Origin of the sequence: Intrasporangium calvum DSM 43043 (assembly GCF_000184685.1) — a bacterium.
In the GTDB taxonomy this organism is placed as follows: domain Bacteria; phylum Actinomycetota; class Actinomycetes; order Actinomycetales; family Dermatophilaceae; genus Intrasporangium; species Intrasporangium calvum.
This window is the reverse complement of the sequence record NC_014830.1, coordinates 253,698-276,490: the sequence shown is the minus strand read 5'-3', so window position 1 is coordinate 276,490 and position 22,793 is coordinate 253,698. Positions and strand designations below refer to the sequence as shown.

Here is a 22,793-nt window from a genome sequence, read left to right as displayed (position 1 = left end):
GGCCGGGGCCTGACGGAGGACAATGTGGGGAACTTCGGACCGAGGACGACGAGAGGAGACCCGAGTGACCGACACGACGACGCACAGCACCCGGCTGGCCGAGGAGCGCCAGACCACCGTGGATCGGCTCGAGGGGCTCCGGCGGGAGTTCGGCCAGGTGGTCGAGGCTGCGGTGGACTCCAACTCGGACGACGAGCACGACCCCGAGGGCGCGACGATCGCCTACGAGCGGTCGCAGGTCGCCGCCCTCATCGACCAGGCGGAGGAGCACCTCGGCGAGATCGACGCGGCCCTGGCGCGCCTCGACGAGGGCAGCTACGGGCTCTGCGTCGTGTGCGGTCGCCGGATCCCGGAGGAGCGGCTCGAGGCCCGCCCCACCGCCCGGACCTGCGTCGAGCACGCCGGACAGGGCTGACCGCTCAGGCGAAGCCGTGCTCGAGGAGGAGGAAGGCCTCGTCCACCGCCTCCTCGACGGTGCCGCTCCCCCCGGAGTGCTGGTGCTCGATGCACGCCCGGACCGCGGCGAGGGCGCTCGCGACAGTGACGCGTGGCCGCACTGACTCGCGCGGGTCGAGGCCGAGCCGGTCGGCGACGAGCTCCGTGAGGACGTTCTCCGCCCGGATGTTGTTGCCCACCAGCGCCGGCCCGAGGGACGGCTCACTGAGGATGACCCGCCGTCGCTGCGCGCGCAGCTGCGGGTCGTACGTCGTCGGGGAGAGGCGTGCCTCGACGATGGCCCGGATCGACTGGAGGATCGGCTCGCTCGCCGGCCGGGCATCGAGCAGGGCCCGCATCTCGTCGAGGTCGGCCGGGGTCGCGCCGAGGACGGCGCTCTCCTTGGTCGGGAAGTAGTTGAACAAGGTGCGCGGGCTCACCCCGGCACGAGCCGCGATCTGGTCGGTCGTCACGGCGTCGAAGCCGGCCTCCTCGACGAGGTCCAGGGCTGCGCGGTGGATCGCCATCCGCGTCTCACGCTTCTTGCGCTCACGCAGTCCACAGTCCGGCTCGCTCATGGGGGCAGCATAGGAAATTCGTGCAGTCAGCGCAATTTTGCAGTGGGTGCACTATTCGCATATCGTTGGTCCATGCCGTCTTCCCCCGCCACCTCCCGGACGACCGAGCCGGACGACGTCTCGACCGGCCTCGACCCCCGCGCGCGGCAGATCTTCACCGCCCTCATGCTCGGCATGCTCGTGGCGTCGATCAGCCAGACGATCGTCGGTCCGGCCCTGCCCCGCATCGTCGCCGAGCTGGGCGGGATGGAGCACTACTCCTGGCTCGCCACGGCCGCCATGCTCGTCAGCGCGATCACCGTGCCCATCGTCGGCAAGCTGTCCGACATCTACGGACGGCGCGGCTTCTACCTCGGCGGCCTCGTCGTCTTCATGGTCGGCTCGGTCCTGTCCGGCTTCGCACAGAACTTCTGGTGGCTCATCGGGGCGCGCGCCCTGCAGGGCGTCGGCATGGGGACGCTGATGCCGCTGTCCCAGACCATCATCGGCGACATCATCCCGCCGCGACAACGCGGCAAGTACCAGGGCCTCATGGGTGGCGTCTTCGGCCTCTCCTCGATCCTCGGCCCCCTCGTCGGCGGTTTCGTCACCGACAACTGGGGCTGGCGCTGGCTCTTCTTCATCAGCCTGCCGATCGGGGTCGTCGCCTACATCGGGATCGCCCGCTTCCTCCACCTCGACCACGTCGACCGCGAGACGGTCATCGACAAGGCCGGCATCGCGCTCCTCTCCCTCGCGCTCATCCTCCTGCTCGTGCCCACCTCGCTCGGCGGCACGACCCTGGCGTGGGACTCCCCCGTCACAATGGGCCTCTACGCCGTGGGGCTCGTCGCGCTCGTGGCCTTCATCGCGGTCGAGCGGCGGGCCGTGGAGCCGGTGCTGCCGCTACGCCTCTTCCGCAGCTCGATCTTCACGCTGTCCAACATCGCCAGCTTCATGGTCTCCGTCATGATGTTCGGCGCGATGATCTACCTGCCCGTCTACGCGCAGGGCGTCCTCGGCGTCTCCGCCACGAACTCCGGCCTCATCCTCATGCCGATGTCGGTGGCCATGATCGGGCTGTCGATCGTCGCCGGGCTCGTCATCACCAGGACCGGCCGCTACAAGCTCCAGACCCTCGTCGGCATCCTCATCATGGGGGCCGGGTTCTGGATGCTGATCCGGATGGACTACGCCGCGGACGAGCTCGACCTCACCCTCGCCATGGTGGTGTTCGGCATCGGGCTGGGCATGGCGATGCAGGTGTACACACTCATCGTGCAGAACGCCGCCCAACGCCGCGACCTCGGGGTCGCCACCGCGTCCACGCAGTTCTTCCGCAACGTCGGCTCGACGGTGGGGATCGCCGTCTTCGGCACCATCATGTCGAGCGGGCTCGCGGTCAACATCGCCTCGCACCTGCCGGCGGGTGCGGCCGAGCGGCTCGCCACGTCCGGCCAGCAGGTCGACGCCGGGTCGGTGCTCGACCCGGCCGCGCTGGTCAACCTGCCCCCCGAGGTCGTCACGGGGGTTCAGCAGGGCCTCGCTGACTCGCTGCACGCCGTGTTCCTCTGGGGCCTCGTGCCGTTCGCCATCGCGCTCGTCGCGACCCTCTTCATCAAGGAGCTGCCGCTGCGCAACACCGTCCACACCGCCGACGAGGCGGGGCGTGAGCTGCTCGACACGATGACCCAGACCGCCGCGGACGACGAGCTCGTGGTCCCGCTGGGCCGGGAGGCCGGCAACACGCGGACCAAGGAGCGGCTGCTCGGCCTCCGGCTCGGGCTGCTTGCCGACGCAGCCCTGTCCGGCGACCGGCCGCTCCTGTCCCGAGCCGTCGCGGAGGTCGGGCAGGGCGACGTCGAGCGAGGAGCCGCGCTGCTGCAGCGCACCGCCCACATGCTGACGACCGAGGACAACGCCGTCGCCGCCGAGACCGAGCGCTACGCCGTCGAGGTCGCCGAGGCGGCCCGCGTCTCCGGGCCCCTCACGCCGGAGCTCAAGCGCGAGCTGGCGACGGCCGTGGCGGAGCGGGACGCGCGGACCGTCATGACGACCGTCGAGCCCACCGTGGCCGAGCGGTACGAGGCCGTCGACATCCAGATGCTCGAGCGGGTGGGCGACGACCTCACTGCCGCCTACCTCGTCGACGCGATGCGGACCCGCGCCTGACCCTCGGCCTGCTCCGCAACACACCCGCTCACCGCGTGATCACCCCAGATGTATCGGGGGCAAGCGGTCGGTAAACGGGTGTGTTGCCGTCGGGCGCGGGTGGCCGATCGGGAGGCCGGATGCCGCTGGGCTCGCCGCCGCTGCGAGGCACCCTCCACGCCCGGTGCCTCGGCGGCCCTTCCGCTCTGCGCCCCAAGGTGAAGTGCAGCTGCCCGTCGCGTGAACGTTCCCGTTTGACATTGCCGGGGTCACGTAGTCCCCATAGGTTTGCGGCGCGTGGCCACGCACGTCCGTTCCGCACACATCCGATCAGGGGTATCGAATGATCAGTCCGAAGCGTTCCTCCGTACGTGCCATTGGCGCGTCGGAAGGACTATGCGTGGCGCTTCGGGGCCGTCGGCTGACTCTCGCCTACCTCGTGCTGTCCGTGACCCTCGCTGCGGTCCACGTCGCCACGGCTCCGGGCGTGCCGATCGACCTCGAGGTGTACCGCCGGGCGGGCGAGGTCCTGCTCGGCGGCGGCGACCAGATGTACCGCGGCGCGGACGGAGCGCTGCCCTTCACCTATCCCCCGTTCTCCGCGGCCCTGTTCACGGCGTTGGCCCTCGTCCCCGCGGGAGTCGCGGCGTTCCTCGTGGCCGCGCTCTCCTACCTGGGCCTGTCGACGATCGTCGGACTGAGCCTCCGCCACCTGCGCATCGACCCCGACTCGGGGTCCCCGTCGTGCTGCTGGCCGCGCTGACCGAGCCGGTTGCCGAGACGGTTCGCTTCGGTCAGGTCAACCTCATCCTGGCCGGGCTCGTCCTGGTCGACCTCCTCGTACTCATGCCCCGACGCAGCCGCGCTGCCGGGCTGCTCCTGGCCGTGGCCATCTGCGTCAAGCTCACCCCGGCGATCTTCCTGCTCGTTCCCCTGGTGAGCCGCGAGTGGCGAACCCTCGCGCGGACCGCCGTCGCGAGCGCGGTCCTGACCGTCGTCCCTGCCCTCGTCATGCCGGCGTCGTGGCTCGACTTCTGGACGCGCGCGGTCTGGAGCCCGGAGCGCGTGGGCGGTGTCGAGTTCCTCTCCAACCAGTCCGTCAAGGGTGCCGTCTGGCGAGCCGCCGGCCCGGGCGGATTCCCTGTCGTGACCGCCCTCCTCGTGGTGGCCGTCGTCCTCGTCACCCTGCTGGCCGTGCGACGGGCGGGCGACCGGGACGCGCTCGGGACCGTCCTGATCGTGGCCCTGTGCGGTCTGCTCGTCTCTCCCATCTCGTGGATCCACCACTGGGTGTGGACCCTGCCGCTCATGCTCTGGCTCGTGGCCCCGGGACGGGCCGGCAGATCTCGGCGCCAACCGGTGCTGGTCGGTCTCGGTGTGGCGTGGCTCGTCGCGACCACGACGCGCGTCATGTGGCTTGCACCCTCTGGTGGCGGACGCGAGTACTCGGCGTCCCTCGCGGCCAAGTTCCTGTCAGACGCCTATGCGGTGCTCGGGCTGGCCTCGCTCGTGGCTGTGTCGGCCGTCCTGGTCGCAGGCCCCGGACGCAACACACCCGCCCACCGCGTGCTCACCCCAGATGCAGCGGGGGCAAGCAGCCGGTAAGCGGGTGTGTTGCGGTGGAAGCGGGGCTCAGCCCCAGACCAGGGCCTGGCCCGGGTCCGCCATGATCGCCGCGAGGTCAGCCAGGAAGCGCGACCCCAGCTCGCCGTCGACGAGCCGGTGGTCGAAGCTCATCGCCAGCTGCGTCACGTGCCGGACCACGATCTCGTCGCCGGCCGGGCCCTCGACGACCCACGGCATCTTGCGGATCGCACCGAACGCGACGATCGCCGACTCGCCCGGGTTGATGATCGGGGTGCCGCTGTCGACGCCGAAGACGCCGACGTTGGTGATGGTGATCGTGCCGCCCGACATCTCCGCCGGCTGCGTCCGCCCCTCCCGCGCCGTCGCCGTCAGTTCGCCGATGGCCTGCGCGAGCTGGAGCATCGACATGCCGTGGGCGTCCTTGATGTTCGGGACGATCAGCCCTCGCGGGGTGGCCGCGGCGATCCCGAGGTTGACGTAGTTCTTCTGGACGATCTCCTGCGCCGCCTCGTCCCACGTCGCGTTGACGCCGGGGTTGCGCCTGATCGCGAGGATCATCGCCCTGGCGAGAACGAGCAGCGGCGTGACCTTGACGTCCTTGAACTCACGCGACCGCTTGAGCCGGTCGACGAGCTCCATCGTCCTGGTCACGTCGACGGTGACCCACTCGGTGACGTGCGGCGCGGTGAACGCGGACCCGACCATCGCCTGCGCGGTCATCTTGCGCACGCCCTTGATCGGGGTCCGCACCTCCCGCTCGCCCGAGCCGAAGGGGTATGCCGCTGGGCTCGGTGCCGCGGAGACGCTGGCCGCCGCCTCGCCCTGGTCCGAAACGCCCTGCCGTTCAGGGAGGTTGACGCCGCGCGCGAAGGACTCGACGTCGTCGCGGGTGATGATGCCGTCGGGGCCGGAGCCCGGCACCGACCAGAGATCGACACCCAGGTCCTTGGCGAGCTTGCGGACCGGGGGCTTCGCCTTGGGACGGCCTTCTCGGGCCACCGGCTCGACGGCGGGTGCCGGGGACTCGGTGCGCGGAGCCGGGGCGGTCTGCTCGGCGACCGGCTCGGCCTCGGCAACCTGCTCCGTCTCGGTGGGTGCCGCCGCGCGTGCCGGCGCCGACTCGGGGACCGAGCCCAGCGGCATACGGCCATCCCCCTGCTTGCGAGCGCGGCGAGCGGTCGCTCCGGCCTTGGCTCCGTAGCCGACGAGATTGGCCTCCTGCTGCTCCCCCTTCGGCGCCTGGGCCGTCTCACCCGCCGGCGCGGCCGGGGCGTCGCCACCCTGACCGTCGTCGATGCTGATGATCGGCGTGCCGACGTCGACGGTGTCGCCGACGTTGACGAGGAGCTCCCTCACGGTGCCGGACCACGGGATCGGCAGCTCGACGAGCGACTTGGCCGTCTCGATCTCGAGGACCATGTCGTTGACCTTCACGGTGTCGCCGGGAGCGACCTTCCACTCGACGATCTCGGCCTCGACGAGACCCTCACCGGGGTCGGGCAGGTTGAACGTGCGAATTGCCACTAGAGGATTCCTTCGCGAGTCGTCAGTAGGCGAGGGCGCGGTCGACGCCGTCGAGGATCCGGTCGAGGTCCGGAAGGAAGTCTTCCTCCATCCGGCTCGGCGGATACGGAATGTTGGCGCCGTTGACCCGGATGACCGGAGCCTCGAGGTCGTAGAAGCACTGCTCGGTCACCTGGGCAGAGATCTCCGAGGCCATCCCGAGGAAGCTGCTCGCCTCGTGCACGACGACGAGCCGGCCGGTCTTGCGGACCGAGCCGACGATCGTGTCGATCGGCAGCGGGGACAGCGAGCGCAGGTCGATGACCTCGATCGAGGTTCCGTCGGCCTCGGCCGCGGCCGCCGACTCGAGCATCGTCTTGACCACCGGGCCGTAGCCGACCATCGTGACGTCGGACCCCGGTCGGACGATGTGCGCCTCGAACAGGCCCCTCGGGGCCTCGGTCGCGGCGGTGTCGTACTCACCCCGGTCGTGGTAGCGGCGCTTGGGCTCGAAGAAGATCACCGGGTCGTCGCACTCGATCGCCTGCTGGATCATCCAGTGGGCGTCCTCCGGGTTCGAGCACGCGACGACGCGCAGGCCGGCCGTGTGGGCGAAGTACGCCTCGGGGCTCTCGGAGTGGTGCTCGGGGGAGCCGATGCCGCCGCCGAACGGGATCCGGATGACGATCGGCATCGTGACCGCGCCGAGCGAGCGGGCACGCAACTTCGCGACCTGGCTGACGATCTGGTCGAACGCCGGATAGACGAACCCGTCGAACTGGATCTCGCAGACGGGCCGGTAGCCGCGCAGGGCCAGACCCACCGCGGTGCCGACGATGCCGGACTCGGCGAGCGGCGAGTCGATGACGCGCGCCTCACCGAAGTCCTTCTGCAGGCCCTCGGTGATCCGGAAGACGCCACCGAGCTTGCCGATGTCCTCACCGATGAGGACGACCTTGGGGTCCCGCTCCATGGCCCGGCGCAGGCCGCTGGTGAGGCTCTTGCCGAGGGTGACCTTCTCGAGTGCCATCAGTTCGCCTCCTCGAAGCTCGCCTGGTAGGCCTGGAACGCGGCGCGCTCGGCCTCCATGACCGGGTGGTCCTCCGCGTAGACGTGGTCCCACATCGTCTCGCCGGGCATCGTGTCCATCGTGATGCAGCCGTGGCGCAGCTCGGCGGCGAACTGGTCGGCCTCCTCGTCGACCCGGGTGAAGAAGGCCTCGTCGGCCCAGCCCTCGTGGGACAGGTACGTCTTGAGGCGCAGGATCGGGTCGCGGAACTTCCACTGCTCGACCTCGGCGGAGACGCGGTACTTCGTGGGGTCGTCAGCCGTCGTGTGCGCGCCCATCCGATAGGTGAACGCCTCGATGAGGAGCGGACCGTTGCCGTTGCGCGCCTCGTCCAGGCAGTGCTGCGTCACGGCGTAGGTCGCGAGGACGTCGTTGCCGTCGACGCGCATCCCCGGGAAGCCGAAGCCGCGGGCGCGCTGGAAGAGCGGGATGCGGGTCTGCTTCGAGACCGGCTCGGAGATCGCCCACTGGTTGTTCTGGCAGAAGAACACGACCGGGGCGTCGAACGACGCGGCGTAGACGAACGCCTCGTTGACATCGCCCTGCGAGGATGCACCGTCGCCGAAGTAGCAGATGACGGCGGTGTCGCGGTCGGGGTCGCCCGTGCCGACGTTGCCGTCCATCTTCACGCCCATCGCGTAGCCCGTGGCGTGCAGGGTCTGGGCGCCGATGACGATCGTGTAGAGGTGGAAGTTGTGGTCCTTCGGGTCCCAGCCGCCCTGGCTCACCCCGCGGAAGAGCTGAAGCGAGCTCTGCGGGTCCATGCCCCGCACGAAGCCGACGCCGTGCTCACGGTAGGTGGGGAAGCACATGTCGTGCGGCTTGAGCGCCCGGCCCGAGCCGACCTGGGCGGCCTCCTGGCCGAGCAGGCTGGGCCACAGCCCGAGCTCACCCTGGCGCTGGAGCGCGTACCCCTCGGCGTCGAGGCGGCGGATGAGCACGAGGTCGCGGTAGAAGCTCCGGAGATCCTCGGGCGTCAGGTCCGCGACGTACTTGTCGTAGTCGGGGTGGGAGAGGCGTTCCCCCTCGGGGGTCAGCAGCTGGATCATGTCCGGGCCGCCGTCACCGACCGCTGGGGTCGGCTCGTGCAGCTCGGCGACTACTTTGTCGCTCACGTGGGCTCCTTCACCGGAGTGGAGTCCGGCATTTCTGGTCGGGCCGCGCACGGGGGTCACCCGCCCGACGGCTGTGTCACACGGGTTCGCCGAGGTGACGGCGCACCCATGAGGGTCCTCGGCACGGAACTTACCGGAGCCCTCCGGAAACCTCACAATGCGGGACGGCTACTCACGGTACGTGGCGACCGTGGGCGCCGCGTCAGGAGCTCCCGCCTACCGCGCGCCGAACGCCTCGGCCACCTCGAGCAGACGCGAGTTGGCCTCGGCCTCGCCGATGGTGACCCGCACCCCGTCGTCGCCGTACTGCCGGACCATGAGTCCGGCCGCCTCACACGCCTCAGCGAACGCCGTCGAGTCCGACCCGAGCGGGAACCACACGAAGTTCGCGTCCGAGTCGGGGAGCTTCCAGCCCTGGTCCTGGAGCGCCCGGACGACGCGCTCACGCTCGGCGACGATCGACTCGACGCGCTCGTTCAGCTCGTCGAAGGCGTCGAGCGAGGCGACCGCGGCGACCTGGGCGAGCGAGTTGACCCCGAACGGCGTCGCCGTCTTGCGGATCGCCGCGGCGACGTCCGGGTGCGCGACCGCGAAGCCGACGCGGAGCCCGGCGAGGCCGTACGCCTTGGAGAAGGTGCGCAGGACGACGACGTTGGGCCGCTCGCGCCAGACCTCGAGGCCGCGCACCGCCTCGGGGTCGCGGACGAACTCGACGTAGGCCTCGTCGATGACGACGATGACGTCGCTCGGCACCCGGTCGAGGAACGCGTCGAGCTCGGCCCGGTGCACCGTGGGGCCGGTCGGGTTGTTGGGCGTGCAGACGAGCACGACACGGGTGCGCTCGGTGACGGCGTCGGCCATCGCGTCGAGGCGGTGCCGGGCGCGGTCGTCCAGCGCCACCATCACCGGGGTCGCACCGGCCAGCTGGGTGACGATCGGGTAGGCCTCGAAGGACCGCCACGCGAAGACGACCTCGTCCCCTGCGTCACACGCCGCCTGCACGATCTGGGCCAGCACGGCCACGGAGCCGGTACCGGTCGCGATGCAGTCGGAGGACACGCTCAGGGCCCGCCCCAGCCGCTCGCGCAGCCCCACCACGGCCATGTCGGGGTAGCGGTTGACCGAACCGGCCGCCTCCGTGATCGCCGCGAGGACCGAGGGAAGGGGCCCGTAGGGGTTCTCGTTGGACGAGAGCTTGAACGGCGTGACCCCTGCGGCGGCCGCGGCGGGCCGGCCCGGCTTGTAGTCCGGCATCTGTCCGAGCACCTGGCGCAACCGCACGGTCGGGGAGGCACCCGGGGTGGCGGGCGGGGGCTGCACGGCGTCGTCGCTCATGCACACCACTCTATTGATGGGCGGGAGGGCTGGGAGGGTCCCGACCCGTGGACCGAGCCCAGCGGCATACGGCTTACTGTGGCTAGGCTCACACTGTCGCGCCAACGCCGCTTCGACTCCTCTTGCATGCCCACACACGAAGGACGCTGCACATGCGCATCGGCATCCTCACCGGGGGCGGGGACTGTCCCGGCCTCAATGCGGTCATCCGGGGCGCGGTCCGCGCCGCCGAGGTGACCTACGACAGCACTGTCGTCGGCTTCCGCAACGCCTGGCGCGGGGTCATGGACAACGACTTCGAGCTGCTCGACGTCGACCGCTGCCGCGGGATCCTGCCCCTCGGCGGCACCATCCTCGGGACGAGCCGCGACCAGCCCTTCGCCTTCGAGGACGGCCTCAAGAAGGTCCGCAAGGCCTACGACCGGCACGGCCTCGACGCGATCATCGGGGTCGGCGGCGAGGGCTCGATGAGCGTCCTCGCCCGTCTCCACGAGAACGGCTTCCCCATCGTCGGCGTCCCCAAGACGATCGACAACGACATCTCCCTCACCGAGATGACCTTCGGCTTCCAGACCGCCGTGCAGATCTGCACCGACGCCATCGACCGGCTCCACACGACCGCGGAGTCGCACCACCGGGTCCTCGTCGTCGAGGTGATGGGCCGGCACGTCGGCCACATCGCCACGTGGTCCGGCATCGCCGGTGGCGCGGCGATCACCCTAGTGCCGGAAGAGCCCTTCGACATCGGCGAGGTCTGCGAGCGCATCGTCCACCGGCACCGCAAGGGCCGCTTCGCGACGATCATCGTCGTCGCCGAGGGTGCCCTTCCCCAGCCGGGCACGATGGAGCTGCCCGAGCCCGAGATGGACAAGTACGGCCACCAGATCCTCGGCGGGATCGGGTCGATCCTCGCCCGGGAGATCCAGGGGCGGACCGGCATCGAGAGCCGCATGACGGCGCTCGGCCACATCCAGCGCGGCGGCTCGCCGGTGGCCTTCGACCGGGTCCTCGGGACGCGATTCGGCGTCGCCGCGGTCGAGGCCGCCCTCGACGGCGCGTGGGGGCAGATGGTGGCCCTGCAGCAGGGTCACATCGTCCGGGTGCCGATCTCCGACGCCGTCGGGCAGCTGAAGATGGTCGACGCGGACCTGCTCCGGCTCAACACGATGTTCCAGCCACGGATCCCCGGCGACGAGTACCCCGGCATACCCGCCGACCGGCTTGAGCGCGTGGAAGACTGACCGCCATGCTGCTCAACTTCGTGATCAAGACCGTCATCAACGGCATCGCGCTCTGGATCGCCGCCCTCCTCGTCGACGGGATCACCTTCGGGACCCAGGCGGACACGGCGGCCATCGTCCGCACCGTCCTGATCGTCGCGCTGATCTTCGGTGTCCTCAACACGTTCGTGCGGCCGATCGCGAAGGCCGTGTCCCTCCCCTTCATCATCCTGACGCTCGGGCTGTTCGTCTTCATCATCAACGCGTTGATGCTGCAGCTGACCTCGTGGCTCGCCGACCAGCTCAACCTCGCCTTCCACGTCGAGCACTTCTTCTGGGACGCGGTGCTCGGATCGCTCATCATCACCTTCGTGTCGATGATCCTGGGGTTCTTCAACCCCAAGGACTGACACAACCCCTCGTCCGTATGCCGCTGAGCCCGCTTCCTCACCGGAGGCTGGCTCCCGCTCGTGCCCACCTATCGGGCCACCCATCGGGGCCCACCTATCGGGCCCCGGCCCGATAACGGGTGGCCGCGGGCTCCTGTCGGCAACACCCATCGGGCCCCGGCCCGATAACGGGTGGCCGCGGGCTCCTGTCGGCAACACCCATCGGGCCCCGGCCCGGAACCGGGTGGTCCCGTCGACGTTCGGGCGCGGGGCCTCAGCGTTTCGGTGGCAGCGTGCGGGCGTAGCCGAGACCCTCGTCGACCCACCTGCGCAGCTGCGCATCCTCGTCGACCAGGTCACCGTCGACGCGCAGCCACCCGGCCATCTGCCGGCCCTGCATCTCCATCCGGCGGACGTGCACGTCGTCGACGAGTGCGTCCGACCGTTGCGGATCGACTCGGACGAGCAGGCCGCCCTGGCCGCTCGCCGCGACGGCCATGTTGCCGTGGGCCAGGAAGGCCAGGCCCCCGAACATCTTCTTCTCCGAGACGACCGGATCGGGCCCGATCACGAACCGGATCCGGTTGGCGAGCTCCTCGTCGTAGGCCATGGCAGCAGTATGGCGCTCAGTCGAGGCAGAACTCGTTGCCGTCAGGGTCCGCCATGACGATGAACCCGGCGGACATCGGTGGGACTGGCTCGAAGCGGCGGATCCTCTTGGCGCCCAACGAGATGAGCCGCTGGCACTCGGCCTCGAGCGCGGCCATCCGCTCGTCGCCCTCGAGGCCCGGCGCGGCCCGGACGTCGAGGTGGACGCGGTTCTTCGCGGTCTTGGGCTCGGGGACCTGTTGGAAGAACACCCGCGGTCCGGACCCCGTCGGGTCGACGATCGCCGACGCCGAACGGTGCCGCTCGATCGCCACGCCGGTGGCGGTGAGGAAGGACATCCACGCCTCGACCACCTCTTCGGCCGGGGTCTCCGGCGACAGGTCGCTGCCCGGAGGGGGTTGGACGACGTAGCCCAGGGCCTCCGCCCAGAACAGGCTCAGGCCGATCGGGTCGGCGGCATCGAAGGTGACCTGGAACTCGCGGCTCATGCAGCCATGGTGTCGCGCGGCACCGACAACACCCCGGGACCGGCACGAAGTGCACACTCGAACGGGACCTGGGCGGCACGAAGTGCACACTCGAACGGGACCTGGGCGGCACGAAGTGCACACTCGAACGGGACCTGGGCGGCACGAAGTGCACACTCGAGCGGGAGCCAGCCCAGCGGCATACGGCCTCATTGGTCACACGTGGCGTGTCCGCGACGTGGCTGTCGGCGGGCCGTCCTACCTTCATGGCATGCGGATGCTCCACACGTCGGACTGGCACCTCGGGCGCACCCTCCACGGGGTGAGCCTCCACGAGGCGCAGGCCGCTGTGCTCGAGCGGATCTGCGAGCTCGTCGAGGACCCGCCCGACGGCGTGCCGGTCGACGCGGTCATCGTGGCCGGCGACGTCTACGACCGCGGGGTGCCGCCGGTCGAGTCGGTCCAGCTCTTCGAGTGGACCCTGTCGCGCCTGTCCCAGGTCACCACCGTCGTCGTCACCTCGGGCAACCACGACTCGGCGATCCGGCTCGGCTACGGCGCGGGGCTGTTCCGCGACACCATCCGGATGATCACCGACCTCTCGATGGTCGACCTGCCCGTGCTCCTCGACGGGTCCGACGGGGTGCGGGCGGCGATCTACGGGATCCCCTACCTCGACGTCGACCACGCCCGCGCGGCGCTCGCCCGCGGCGGTGAGCTCCTCCCCCGGTCGCACCAGGCGGTCGTCGGCGCGGCCTGCGACCGGATCCGCGAGGACCTCAGGGCCCGCACCGGGGTGCGCTCTGTCGTCGTCGCGCATGCCTTCGTCGCCGGTGCCGAGCCGAGCGACTCCGAGCGTTCGATCGCCGTCGGTGGCGTCGACCGCGTCGCGGGCACCGTCTTCGCGGGGCTGGACTACGCGGCCCTCGGCCACCTGCACGGCCCCCAGTCGCCCGAGTGCGCCGAGGGGTCGGTGGTCCGCTACTCGGGATCGCCGCTGCGCTACTCGTTCTCCGAGCAGGACCACGCCAAGTGCGTCCTTCTCGTCGACCTGCCCGCCGCCGGGCCCGTCGTCGTGACCCCGCTCCCGATCACCCAGCCTCGCCCGATGGCCACCCTCCGCGGGATGCTCGACGACCTGCTCGCCGACCCCGCGCACGCGATGCACGAGGACGCATGGCTGCGGGTGACCCTGACGGACCGGGTCCGGCCCGACTCCCTGATGGACCGGCTCAAGTCCCGGTTCCCGCACGTCCTCCAGGTCTTCCACGAGCCGGACGGGCGGATCGAGCGCGGCGTGCGCGGGACGACCGCCGTCAGCGAGCGCGACCCGCGCGAGCTCGGGTCCGACTTCATCTCCTACGTGACGAAGACCGAGGCGAGCACCGGCGAGATCGGCTGCTTCGTCGCCGGCTACGAGGCGGCCGTCAAGGCCCAGGCGCTCGCCGAGGCCCAGGAGGTGGCCTGAGATGCAGCTGCACCACCTGCGGATGACGGCCATCGGGCCGTTCGCCGGCACCGAGGTCATCGACTTCAGTGCGGTCGGGCGGGCGGGCCTCTTCCTGCTCGAGGGGCCCACCGGTTCGGGCAAGTCGACGATCATCGACGCGATCACCTTCGCGCTCTACGGGAAGGTCGCCCAGGAGTCGGCCGACGCCGAGCGGATCCACTCCCACCATGCCGACCCCCGTGAGATCCCCGTCGTCACGCTCGTCTTCGAGACGCAGTCAGGCCTCTACCGGGTGCGGCGGACGCCCCGGTTCGAGCGCCCGAAGTCCCGCGGCACCGGCCTCACGGTGCAACAGCCCTCGGTCAAGCTGTGGCGGATCACCAGCCCCGACGACCTCGAGGGCGGCGAGCTGCTCTCCGCCAACATCGGGGAGTGCGACGACGAGATCACTCGAGCGGTCGGCCTCACCCGCGCCCAGTTCGTCCAGACGGTGATCCTGCCGCAGGGAGAGTTCGCGACGTTCCTCCGGGCCAGGTCCGAGGAGAAGGGCAAGCTGCTCGAGAAGGTCTTCGGGACCGCGTTCTTCCGCCGGGTCCAGGACGAGATCGTCGAGTCGGGTCGGCTCGCGCAGGCCCGCCGGCAGGGCGCGGTCACGGAGATCCGCGACTGCATCCACGCCTTCGCCGTGTCAGCCGCGATCGAGGCGGACCGGCGGGACTCGCTGGTCGCGCTGGCCCAGGCCACCCCGGGCGATCTCGACGACGAGCTCGCCCAGGTCGTGGACGAGCTGGCCACGAGGGAGCGCCACGCCGCGAAGGCGAGCCGCGAGGCCATCGAGGCCCACCAGCAGATGGCCGACATGGTCAGTGACGCCAAGCTCCGACGGCAGCGACGACAGCGGCTCCTCGAGCTCCAGCGGGAGGACGAGTCGCTCGGCGCCCGCGCGGTCGAGTTCGACCGGCTCCGGGCGGCGGTGGCACGAGCGCGGCAGGCCCGTCCGGTGGCCGGTGCGGTGCGCACGTTGGCCCAGAGCGAGGCGGCGCTCAAGCGGGCCGAGGCCGCGGTCGCAACAGCCCGCGCCCGGGTGCTCCCCGAGCAGCGCGACCTCACGACGGCCGAGCTGCGGGTTGCCGCGTCGACGACGCGCGAGGTCGTCGGCGCCCTGACGTCCGCGGCCGAGCTCGAGGGCGCCCTCGAGCTACGCCGCACGCGGCTCGGTGAGCTCCGTGCCCGCGCCGACCGCACCCGCGCCGCGCTCGGCAGCGTCACGACCGAGCTCGAGTCGCTCCCGGCGTCCCTCGCGGCCCACGAGAAGTCGCTCACGGCAGCCCGGCACCTCCACTCCCTGCTCGAGGGCCGCACGTCTGCGGCGGCCCGCGCCCACAAGCAGCTGGAGGCGGCGACGCAGGAGGCAGCCGCCCGCGCCCGGCTGCCCGGGGCCGAGGAGCGAGCCGCCGGGGCCCTCATCGCGCTGCGCGCCGGAGAGTCCCGCCTGGCCAGCCTGCGTCAGGCCCGGATCGACGACATCGCCGGCGAGCTCGGGCTGACCCTGGAGGACGGGCGGCCCTGCCCCGTCTGCGGCTCGCTCGAGCACCCCGCACCCGCGCGCCCCACCCCAGACGCCGTGACCCCCGAGCAGGTCGCCGAGCAGGAGGAGCGAGTCGAGGCGCTGCGCGCCGAGGTCACCGCGGTCACCGACCGGCTCGCCGGCCTCCGCGCCGAGATCGCCGGGCTCGCGGTCGCCGCGGACGGCCTCGACGTCGACGCGGCCACCGCGGCCGCGCAGCGCGCCGCAGCGGAGCTGGCCGCGTCACTGCAGGCCGCCGACGCGGTGGCGAGCTCCGAGGCGACGCTCGCCGGGCTGCGCCTCCGTAGTGCCGAGCTGAGCGAGCGGAGCGCCGAGCTGACCGCCGAGGTCGCCCGGTGCGAGCACTCGGCGACCGAGCTCGGCGAACGCCTCGGCTCGGACACCGCGGTCGTCGAGACGGCCCGGGCCGGACACCCCACCGTGTCGGCGCGGCGGGCGGCCCTCGTCGAGGTGGCGGCGCGGGTCGACGCCCTCGTCGACGCCCTCAGCCGGCGCGACGCCGCCCGGGCCAGCGTGGCCGAGGACGAGGCGGCGCGAGACTCCGACCTCGCAGCCGCCGGCTTCGCCGACGTCGGGGCCTGGCTCGCGGCCGACCAGCCGGTCGAGTGGATCGCGGCGCGGGAGAAGGAGATCGCCGACTTCGAGACCGCCTGCACGCGCGTCAAGGCCGGCCTGTCCGGCCCGGAGCTGGCCGACGTCCAACTGGACACGCTCTTCGACGACATCGACCAGATGGTCACCCTCGAGCGGGCCGCGAAGCAGGACATGGAGGCCGCGACCAGCGAGCACGGCAGCCTGCGCAGCCAGGTGAAGCGCACCAAGGACCGCGTGGCGGAGATCCGGGCCGCCCTCGACCGCCACGCCACCTGCATCGCCGAGACCGCCGACGCGGTGCGGCTCGGCCAGCTCGTCGCGGGCAACGGCGACAACCAGCTCAACCTCGACCTGGCCAAGTACGTCCTCATCCGGAGGTTCGCCGAGGTGCTGGCCGCGGCCAACACCGAGCTCGCTCGCTTCTCCGGGGGGCGCTACTCCCTCGAGCACACCGACGCCAAGCAGGGCAACGCCAAGTCGGGGCTCGGAGTCCGGGTTCAGGACATGCACACCAACCAGGTTCGTGACGTCGGCACGCTGTCGGGCGGTGAGACCTTCTACGTCTCCCTGTCCCTCGCGCTGGCGCTCGCCGAGGTGGTTCGCTCCGAGTCCGGCGGCGTCGACCTGGGCACCCTCTTCGTCGACGAGGGCTTCGGCACGCTCGACCCCGACGTCCTCGACGACGTGATGCACACCCTCGAGGGCCTGCGGGCCGGGGGGCGCACCGTGGGGATCGTCAGCCACGTGACTGAGCTCAAGTCCCGGGTCGCGGACCGCATCGAGATCCTCGTCAACGAGGACCGCACGTCAACCCTGCGCGTCACCGCCTGATTCAGCCACCCGGGCCCCGGCCGACGCGCCGGGTCCGGTCCGTGCGGAGCGGACCCAGCGGCATACGGCATCAGGTGGTCAGCAGGTGTAGCCGATCACCTCGACGAGAAGGCGGTTCTGCGCAGCCGTGACGTCGACGTTGGTGTCCTCCACCCCCCACTGGCGGATGGTGTGGGTACCCGCGTCGACGCCATCGAAGATGAAGTCGCTGACGTAGTTCTCACGCGTCTGTCCCACGTTCGGCACGAAGTTCTGGTTCGTGATGGTGGACGCGAGGTAGCTGCCGGGGTTGTCGAGCGACAGCGCCGTGGTCGCCGCGCCAGAGGTCACCGATCCCGAGGTGAGGTAGTACCCGTTGGCGGTGGCACGCACCTTCCAGCCGTCGGCCCCGGGGCAGACGTCGGGGAGGGTGACGGTCGTCGATGCCACGACGCCGATCGACGAGGGAAGTCCTGGGCTGCCTGTCACGATCCTGACCTGGTTGTCCGGCAGTTTCGAGGCGGCGGCGGGAACGAGCTGGGAGATCTCCGCCGCCGTGGCGTATCGGTTGAGCCCCGCGATCCGGGTCACCTCGTCCGCCGTGTTGGCGGTGGCGTAGGCCTTGAGCTGGGTGAGGACCGCGTCGCTGACCGTTGAGGTTCCGCCGAGGACCCTGATGTACCTCGGGTCGAGCCGGGCCAGCTCCGTGGCCGTCGGACCCGGGATCGTATCTCTGGTCACCAGGAGAATCGGCGCGCCCTCGAGGGCCGCGAGAACGCTTCCGGCCAGGGCGTCGGGGAAGTTGGCGCCCGTGGCGACGTAGACGATGTCGACCCCTGGGTCCGCGGCGCTCGCGCCCTGCACCCCCCCGAGGGCCAGCAGGGTGAGGGCAGCAGCCCCAGCGGCGAGCTTCTTGGATCGGCTGATTCGGCGAGCGGTTGGATTGGTCATGCTCACTCCTGACTCCGATGGATGGCGCCGTCGGAGTACGGACTGCATCCCCCGACTGCGTCCGGGTCGGTGACACCGACCTTCACCCACATGGTCCCGCCTCGAGCATCGCGTGTCCGCCGATTCGGTCAAACACCGACCGTCGTCGCGCGGGCGGGTTCGAGCGTCCCCACAGGGGCGGTCAGTGGGGCTGCTGATCCTTCAGCCGCGACGTCGACCCGGCGACGACGACGATCACGAGGCCCACGACCGCCGAACCGGAGGCGAGCCACGAGTAGCCCAAGCCACCGACGACCACTCCCGCAGCAGCCCCGCCGCCGGCACCGGCCAAGCCCATGAAGACGTCCGCGAGCCCCTGCGTGGCCGGCCGCTCATCGGTCTCGACCGCTCCGGTCAGCAGCGTCGAGCCCGACACGAGCGTGCACGACCAGCCGACGCCGAGCAGGAACAGCGCGACGAGCAGCAGCGCCGACCACCCGGCGTCGGACAGCGCAGCGAGCACCGCTGACACCGTGAGGATCCCGCCGCCGAGCATCGCGACGGGCCGGCCGCCCCACCGGTCGACGGCCGTGCCGACCACGGGCGACAGGACGTACATGCCGAGGATGTGGATCGAGATGACGAAGCCGATGACCTCGAGCTCGGCGTGACCGTGCTTCATGTGGATCGGCGTCATCACCATGACGCTGACCATGACGAGGTGGCCGAGCCCCATGACGAGGACGGCCCGAAGGGCGCGGGCGTTGCCGCGGATGACCGAGAGCCCGCGCCCCATCGACCCGTCGTGGTTGGGCGCGGTGGGAGCCGGTCCCGTCGTCGTGCCGTCAGCGATCGCAGCCGTATGCCGCTGGGCTCGCTCCTCGTGGGCGGTGGCCTCGAGCGCCTTGGCCGTCACGAGCGGGTCGGGACGCAGCAGGCGGGTGACGACGGCCCACGCGAGGAGGAAGCCGGCGAGGGAGAAGACGAACGAGCCCGCGAGGTCGGGGATGCCGATGAGTCGGGCCACCGACACACCGGGTCCGACGAGGTTGGGCCCGGCGACCGAGCCGATCGTGGTGGCCCACACGACGATTGACAGGTCGCGGCCCCGATGGGCGGGCGCGGCGAGGTCGGCCGCGGCATAGCGCGCCTGGTTGTTCGCCGTCGTGCCACCGCCGAAGAGGAACATCCCGACGAGGAAGAGCGGGAACGAGCCGGCCACCGCGGCAGTGATGACGAGCGCGGCCCCGGCGAAGGCCACCGCGAGGCCGAGGGACTGGCCGACGCGGCGCCCCCGGGCGGCGATCGCCCGGGCGACGGGGATCGTGATGAGGGCGCTGCCGAGGACCTGGGAGGTGGTGCCCACCCCGGCGAGCGACTCGGTCCCGCTCAGCTCCTCCGCGAGCAGCGCGCCGACGGCGATCCCGCTGGCCATGCCGACGCCTCCCAGGATCTGGGTCGCCACCAGGGTGCGGATGACCTTGCGCTGCAAGGAGGCCCGGTCGACGGGCGTTTCAAGGAGCGTCACGGTTGGCACTTCCTGCACACTCGAGTGGGGGGTCAGATGTGGCGGCGGGCGGTGATGACGCGGAAGCGGTTCGCGACGAACGCCGAGTCGGTGTAGGCGGCGTTCGCCGCCGGATTCGCGCCGGTGCCGTGGAAGTCGGAGAACGCCGCGGTCTGGTTCACGAAGATCTGGCCGGTGAGGTTCTCGGACAGCGCGACGCCGCCGGTCGCCGCCGCTTCCCGCGCCCCTTCGAGGACCTCTTCACTCGTCGAGTAGACCGACGCCGTCATCCCGCCGTGCTCCTTGACCGTGTCGGCCAGCTGCGCCAACGACTGCTCGGTCGAGGCGGTCTGGATGAGGAACCCGACGGGCCCGAAGCACTCCTGCGTGTAGACGTCCTCGCGCTGCACGTCCACCGCGACCAGCCCCGGCGCCCGGACGACCGCCTCCGCATAGACCGGGTGGGCGATCCGCCGCGACTGGAGCAGCACGCGGCCCTCCGCCTCGGCGGCCATCGCCTCGAGGGACTCGGCGTTGGCGCGCACCTGGTCGTTGACCGTCGCGCCGAGCAGCTCGACCGCCTTCGCGTCGTCACCGGTCAGGCGGGACACCGCGGAGCCGAGCCGCTCGCCGAACTCGTCGAAGGACAGATGGCCCTCGTCGGTGTCGACGCCACCGGTCGGCACGTAGATGTTCTGCGGTGCGGTGCACATCTGCCCCGAGTAGAGCGTGAGGGAGAAGGCGAGGTTGCCGAGCAGGCCCTTGAGGTCGTCGGTCGAGTCGACGACGACCGTGTTGAGGCCCGCCTTCTCGGTGTAGACGAGCTTGCCGAGGGCCGCCCCGCGCTCCTCGAGCCAGCCGCCGAACGCCGGCCCGCCGGTGTAGTCGATGATCGCGACCTCGTCCCGCTCGGCCAGCGTCCTCGCGAGGCCCTGCCCGTCGACCTCGGCGGCGAGCTGGACGAGCGCCGGGTCGAAGCCGGCCGCGGCGAGCACGCCCCGGGCCGCCTCCACGGTGATCGCGAGGGGCAGCACGGCGCGGGGATGCGGCTTGATGACGACCGGGTTCCCGGTGACGAGGGACGCGAAGATCCCGGGGTAGGCGTTCCACGTGGGGAAGGTGTTGCACCCGATGACGAGGGAGACGCCGCGCGGGACGATGCGGTAGTCCTTCTGCATCCGGATCGGCGCCGGCTTGCCCTCGCGGTCCTTGCCCGGCTTCTCCCAGACGACCGACGCCGGCACGCGCTCCTGCTCGACGAGGCCCGCGGCGACCGCCTCGAGCGCCCGCTCCTGAGCGTGCGGCCCGCCCGCCTGGAAGGACATCACGAACGGCTGGCCCGACGTGTGCATGACCGCGTTGGCGACCTCGAACGACCGCCTGTTGATCGCGTCGACGATCTCGACGCACACCGCGGCGCGGACCTGCGGACCGGCATCCCGCCAGGCCGGGACGGCAGCCCGTGCCGCGGCGAGCGCTGCATCGAGGTCCAGGGCCGGGTAGGAGACCCCGAGCGTCGGCCCGTAGGGGGAGACCTCGCTCCCCACGAAGGTGCCGGTCACCCCGGAAGCCAGCTCAGCGGCATACGGCCGGTTGAGGTGGGCCTCGTAGGCCGCGAGCCCGTCGGCGGCCGCCGTCTCGCCATAGACGCGCGGGGACGGGGACTCGGGGTAGCGGGAGAACCAGGATCGTTCGGCGAGCGCCTGACGGATCTCGTCGAGGACGCCGGCGTGCTGGTCGAGCAGCGGGTGGGTGGGCTTCGTTGCCTGTGCAGTCACGCTTTCAAGGTTAGGCGTTGTCCGGCCCGGCGGCGGACCGGGCAGGATGGTGCCCATGAACCTCACTGACGTCGCTGTCATCGGAGCCGGCGCGATGGGTGCCGGGATCGCGCAGGTGGCCGCCACGGCCGGTCACCGGGTGAGCCTCGTGGACGCCGTCCCGGGTGCTGCGGAGGCCGCGACCGACCGGTTGGGGGGCGGCCTCGACCGCCTCGTCGCGAAGGGCCGGCTCACCGCCGACGACGCCGCGGCGATCCGCGGGCGCCTGACACCGGCCGGCTCGGTCGCCGAGCTGCCCGACTGCGGCCTGGTCATCGAGGCGGTCCCCGAGGACCTGGCCCTCAAGCGGAAGATCTTCGGCGAGCTCGGCGGCTCGCAGCCCGCCTCGACGATCCTCGCGACGAACACCTCGAGCATCGACGTGTCGGCGATCGCCGAGGCGGTCATCCATCCCGAGCGGGTCGTCGGCCTGCACTTCTTCAACCCGCCGCAGGTGATGGCGCTCGTCGAGGTGATCCACGGCGCACGGTCCTCGGCCACGGTGCTCGACGAGGCGGTGGAGCTGATGCGCGCCTGGGGCAAGACCCCCGTGCGCTGCTCGTCGACGCCCGGCTTCATCGTCAACCGCGTCGCCCGGCCGTTCTACGGCGAGGCGCAGCGGATGGTCGAGGCGGGCGTGGCAGACGCCGCGACGATCGACTGGATCCTGCGGGAGAAGGGCGGCTTCCCGATGGGGCCGCTCGAGCTGACCGACTTCATCGGCCAGGACGTCAACCTCGCCGTCGGCACGTCCGTCTGGGAGCAGACCGGGCGGGACGAGCGCTACGCGCCGACGGAGTTCCAGCGTGGCCTCGTCGAGGCGGGCCGGCTCGGTCGCAAGACCGGGCAGGGCGTCTACACGTATGCCGCTGACGGCGTTCTCGTCGGCGGTGACCCCGACCTCGGGCTGGCTGAGCGTCTCGTCGGCGGCCCGGTCGAGACCGACCCGCTCGCGCGGACGGTGGCGATGCTCGTCAACGAGGCCGCTGACCTCGTCGGGCGGGGGGAGGCCACCGCAGCGGACGTCGACATCGCGATGGTGCTCGGGACCCGCTACCCGCGCGGGCCGATCGAGTGGGGGCGGTCGCTCGGCTTCGCCGTGGTCTCCCGCCAGATCGAGGAGCTCGACCGGGTCTTCCCCGGGGGGCGCTACCGACCGAGCCCCGCCCTCCTCGACGGAACGGTGCAATGAGCGAACCCGTGGGCGGTGGCGAGGACGCCGGCGTGGCGTTCGCGCGGCAGATGTGGGCTGACGACGAGGCCTCCCGCCGGCTCGGCATGGAGGCGGTCGTCATCGAGCAGGACCACGCCGTCGTCCGGATGCCGGTCCGCGCGGACATGGTCAACGGGCACGACATCTGCCACGGCGGCTTCGTCTTCACGCTCGCCGACTCGACCTTCGCGCTGGCCTGCAACTCCCGCGGCGTGGTGACGGTCGCGTCCGGGGCCGACATCACCTTCACCGCGCCGAGCCGCCTCGGGGACGTGCTCGTCGCGGAGGGGATGGTGCGATCCGCCTTCGGCCGCAGCGGGATCACCGACGTGACCGTCAAGCGCGAGTCGGACGGGCAGATCATCGCCGAGTTCCGCGGCCGGAGCAGGTCCCTCAAGCGTCAGTGACGGCGGAGCCCGGTAGATTTCGGGCACCACAGGGAGGACG

Annotated in this window: 20 protein-coding genes; 10 read left to right on the top strand and 10 right to left on the bottom strand. The window is 71.3% G+C overall.

Annotated elements, in window-relative coordinates; all coding sequences use genetic code 11:
- Positions 1-64 precede the first annotated feature (64 nt).
- Positions 65-415: a TraR/DksA family transcriptional regulator gene (locus INTCA_RS01290; protein WP_013491132.1), complete on the top strand. Its 351-nt coding sequence runs from the start codon at positions 65-67 to the stop codon at positions 413-415.
- 4 nt (positions 416-419) lie between these two features.
- On the opposite strand, the gene INTCA_RS01285 is transcribed toward INTCA_RS01290, so the two are convergent.
- Positions 420-1,013: an acyl-CoA-like ligand-binding transcription factor gene (locus tag INTCA_RS01285; RefSeq protein ID WP_013491131.1), complete on the bottom strand. Its 594-nt coding sequence runs from the start codon at positions 1,011-1,013 to the stop codon at positions 420-422.
- 72 nt (positions 1,014-1,085) lie between these two features.
- Between INTCA_RS01285 and INTCA_RS01280 the strand changes: the two genes are divergently transcribed.
- The 3 genes from INTCA_RS01280 (at position 1,086) to INTCA_RS01270 (ending at position 4,748) form a co-directional block, all read left to right on the top strand.
- Positions 1,086-3,164, top strand: a complete 2,079-nt coding sequence (locus tag INTCA_RS01280) for an MDR family MFS transporter (protein ID WP_013491130.1) — start codon at positions 1,086-1,088, stop codon at positions 3,162-3,164.
- Between the two features lie 379 nt (positions 3,165-3,543).
- Positions 3,544-3,906, top strand: coding sequence for a glycosyltransferase 87 family protein (locus tag INTCA_RS20610; protein ID WP_041307108.1), 363 nt, complete (start codon positions 3,544-3,546; stop codon positions 3,904-3,906).
- Entirely contained in the window at positions 3,888-4,748 is an 861-nt protein-coding gene (locus INTCA_RS01270; RefSeq protein ID WP_041307106.1) for a glycosyltransferase 87 family protein, read from the top strand. The genes INTCA_RS20610 and INTCA_RS01270 overlap by 19 nt, the downstream gene beginning before the upstream one ends.
- A 27-nt stretch (positions 4,749-4,775) precedes the next feature.
- Here the strand turns inward: INTCA_RS01270 and INTCA_RS01265 are convergent, their stop codons facing one another.
- From INTCA_RS01265 to hisC, 4 genes are all read right to left on the bottom strand, one after another.
- Complete coding sequence (locus INTCA_RS01265) at positions 4,776-6,254, bottom strand: dihydrolipoamide acetyltransferase family protein (protein ID WP_013491129.1); 1,479 nt, start codon at positions 6,252-6,254, stop codon at positions 4,776-4,778.
- A gap of 22 nt (positions 6,255-6,276) precedes the next feature.
- The gene (locus INTCA_RS01260; RefSeq protein WP_013491128.1) at positions 6,277-7,263 is read right to left on the bottom strand and encodes an alpha-ketoacid dehydrogenase subunit beta; all 987 of its coding nucleotides are present in this window, start codon (positions 7,261-7,263) and stop codon (positions 6,277-6,279) included.
- Entirely contained in the window at positions 7,263-8,417 is a 1,155-nt protein-coding gene (gene pdhA / locus INTCA_RS01255; protein ID WP_013491127.1) for a pyruvate dehydrogenase (acetyl-transferring) E1 component subunit alpha, read from the bottom strand. Before pdhA ends, INTCA_RS01260 begins: the two co-directional genes overlap by 1 nt.
- A gap of 216 nt (positions 8,418-8,633) precedes the next feature.
- On the bottom strand, positions 8,634-9,752 hold the full coding sequence (gene hisC, locus INTCA_RS01250) for a histidinol-phosphate transaminase (protein WP_013491126.1): 1,119 nt from the start codon (positions 9,750-9,752) through the stop codon (positions 8,634-8,636).
- Between the two features lie 152 nt (positions 9,753-9,904).
- Here hisC and INTCA_RS01245 point away from each other — a divergent pair, with 152 nt between their 5' ends.
- Positions 9,905-10,993 (top strand): 6-phosphofructokinase, encoded by a 1,089-nt coding sequence (locus INTCA_RS01245; RefSeq protein ID WP_013491125.1) that lies wholly within the window; start codon positions 9,905-9,907, stop codon positions 10,991-10,993.
- 5 nt (positions 10,994-10,998) lie between these two features.
- Complete coding sequence (locus INTCA_RS01240; RefSeq protein ID WP_013491124.1) at positions 10,999-11,382, top strand: phage holin family protein; 384 nt, start codon at positions 10,999-11,001, stop codon at positions 11,380-11,382.
- A gap of 253 nt (positions 11,383-11,635) precedes the next feature.
- Here INTCA_RS01240 and INTCA_RS01235 read toward each other — a convergent pair whose 3' ends face one another.
- Both INTCA_RS01235 and INTCA_RS01230 read right to left on the bottom strand, forming a co-directional pair.
- Positions 11,636-11,971, bottom strand: a complete 336-nt coding sequence (locus tag INTCA_RS01235) for a TfoX/Sxy family protein (protein WP_013491123.1) — start codon at positions 11,969-11,971, stop codon at positions 11,636-11,638.
- A 16-nt stretch (positions 11,972-11,987) separates the two neighbouring features.
- On the bottom strand, positions 11,988-12,458 hold the full coding sequence (locus INTCA_RS01230; RefSeq protein WP_013491122.1) for a VOC family protein: 471 nt from the start codon (positions 12,456-12,458) through the stop codon (positions 11,988-11,990).
- 250 nt (positions 12,459-12,708) lie between these two features.
- Here INTCA_RS01230 and INTCA_RS01220 point away from each other — a divergent pair, with 250 nt between their 5' ends.
- Together INTCA_RS01220 and INTCA_RS01215 are read left to right on the top strand one after the other, a co-directional pair.
- The gene (locus INTCA_RS01220; protein ID WP_013491121.1) at positions 12,709-13,905 is read left to right on the top strand and encodes an exonuclease SbcCD subunit D; all 1,197 of its coding nucleotides are present in this window, start codon (positions 12,709-12,711) and stop codon (positions 13,903-13,905) included.
- A 1-nt stretch (position 13,906) separates the two neighbouring features.
- Entirely contained in the window at positions 13,907-16,900 is a 2,994-nt protein-coding gene (locus INTCA_RS01215; RefSeq protein WP_013491120.1) for an AAA family ATPase, read from the top strand.
- Positions 16,901-16,978: 78 nt separating this feature from the next.
- On the opposite strand, the gene INTCA_RS01210 is transcribed toward INTCA_RS01215, so the two are convergent.
- The 3 genes from INTCA_RS01210 to paaN form a co-directional block, all read right to left on the bottom strand.
- Positions 16,979-17,830: a cell wall-binding repeat-containing protein gene (locus INTCA_RS01210; protein ID WP_013491119.1), complete on the bottom strand. Its 852-nt coding sequence runs from the start codon at positions 17,828-17,830 to the stop codon at positions 16,979-16,981.
- Between the two features lie 181 nt (positions 17,831-18,011).
- Positions 18,012-19,337, bottom strand: a complete 1,326-nt coding sequence (locus tag INTCA_RS01205) for an MFS transporter (protein WP_013491118.1) — start codon at positions 19,335-19,337, stop codon at positions 18,012-18,014.
- A 32-nt stretch (positions 19,338-19,369) separates the two neighbouring features.
- A complete protein-coding gene (gene paaN / locus INTCA_RS01200) occupies positions 19,370-21,094 on the bottom strand; it encodes a phenylacetic acid degradation protein PaaN (RefSeq protein ID WP_013491117.1) in 1,725 nt (574 codons plus the stop codon).
- A gap of 55 nt (positions 21,095-21,149) precedes the next feature.
- Here paaN and INTCA_RS01195 point away from each other — a divergent pair, with 55 nt between their 5' ends.
- Together INTCA_RS01195 and paaI are read left to right on the top strand one after the other, a co-directional pair.
- Positions 21,150-22,325 carry an FAD-dependent oxidoreductase gene (locus tag INTCA_RS01195; RefSeq protein ID WP_013491116.1) on the top strand — a complete coding sequence of 392 codons (1,176 nt, stop codon included), beginning with the start codon at positions 21,150-21,152 and terminating at the stop codon, positions 22,323-22,325.
- The gene (paaI, locus tag INTCA_RS01190) at positions 22,322-22,753 is read left to right on the top strand and encodes a hydroxyphenylacetyl-CoA thioesterase PaaI (protein WP_013491115.1); all 432 of its coding nucleotides are present in this window, start codon (positions 22,322-22,324) and stop codon (positions 22,751-22,753) included. The genes INTCA_RS01195 and paaI overlap by 4 nt, the downstream gene beginning before the upstream one ends.
- Positions 22,754-22,793 lie beyond the last annotated feature (40 nt).

Bases quoted from the DNA above. Each gene is read 5' to 3' on its own strand.
- INTCA_RS01235 (WP_013491123.1), bottom strand. From the start codon at position 11,971: ATGGCCTACGACGAGGAGCTCGCCAACCGGATCCGGTTCGTGATCGGG.
- paaI (WP_013491115.1), top strand. From the start codon at position 22,322: ATGAGCGAACCCGTGGGCGGTGGCGAGGACGCCGGCGTGGCGTTCGCG.
- INTCA_RS01195 (WP_013491116.1), top strand. From the start codon at position 21,150: ATGAACCTCACTGACGTCGCTGTCATCGGAGCCGGCGCGATGGGTGCC.
- INTCA_RS01240 (WP_013491124.1), top strand. From the start codon at position 10,999: ATGCTGCTCAACTTCGTGATCAAGACCGTCATCAACGGCATCGCGCTC.
- INTCA_RS01220 (WP_013491121.1), top strand. From the start codon at position 12,709: ATGCGGATGCTCCACACGTCGGACTGGCACCTCGGGCGCACCCTCCAC.
- INTCA_RS01280 (WP_013491130.1), top strand. From the start codon at position 1,086: ATGCCGTCTTCCCCCGCCACCTCCCGGACGACCGAGCCGGACGACGTC.
- INTCA_RS01260 (WP_013491128.1), bottom strand. From the start codon at position 7,263: ATGGCACTCGAGAAGGTCACCCTCGGCAAGAGCCTCACCAGCGGCCTG.
- INTCA_RS01215 (WP_013491120.1), top strand. From the start codon at position 13,907: ATGCAGCTGCACCACCTGCGGATGACGGCCATCGGGCCGTTCGCCGGC.
- INTCA_RS01230 (WP_013491122.1), bottom strand. From the start codon at position 12,458: ATGAGCCGCGAGTTCCAGGTCACCTTCGATGCCGCCGACCCGATCGGC.
- hisC (WP_013491126.1), bottom strand. From the start codon at position 9,752: ATGAGCGACGACGCCGTGCAGCCCCCGCCCGCCACCCCGGGTGCCTCC.
- INTCA_RS01210 (WP_013491119.1), bottom strand. From the start codon at position 17,830: ATGACCAATCCAACCGCTCGCCGAATCAGCCGATCCAAGAAGCTCGCC.
- INTCA_RS01285 (WP_013491131.1), bottom strand. From the start codon at position 1,013: ATGAGCGAGCCGGACTGTGGACTGCGTGAGCGCAAGAAGCGTGAGACG.
- INTCA_RS01245 (WP_013491125.1), top strand. From the start codon at position 9,905: ATGCGCATCGGCATCCTCACCGGGGGCGGGGACTGTCCCGGCCTCAAT.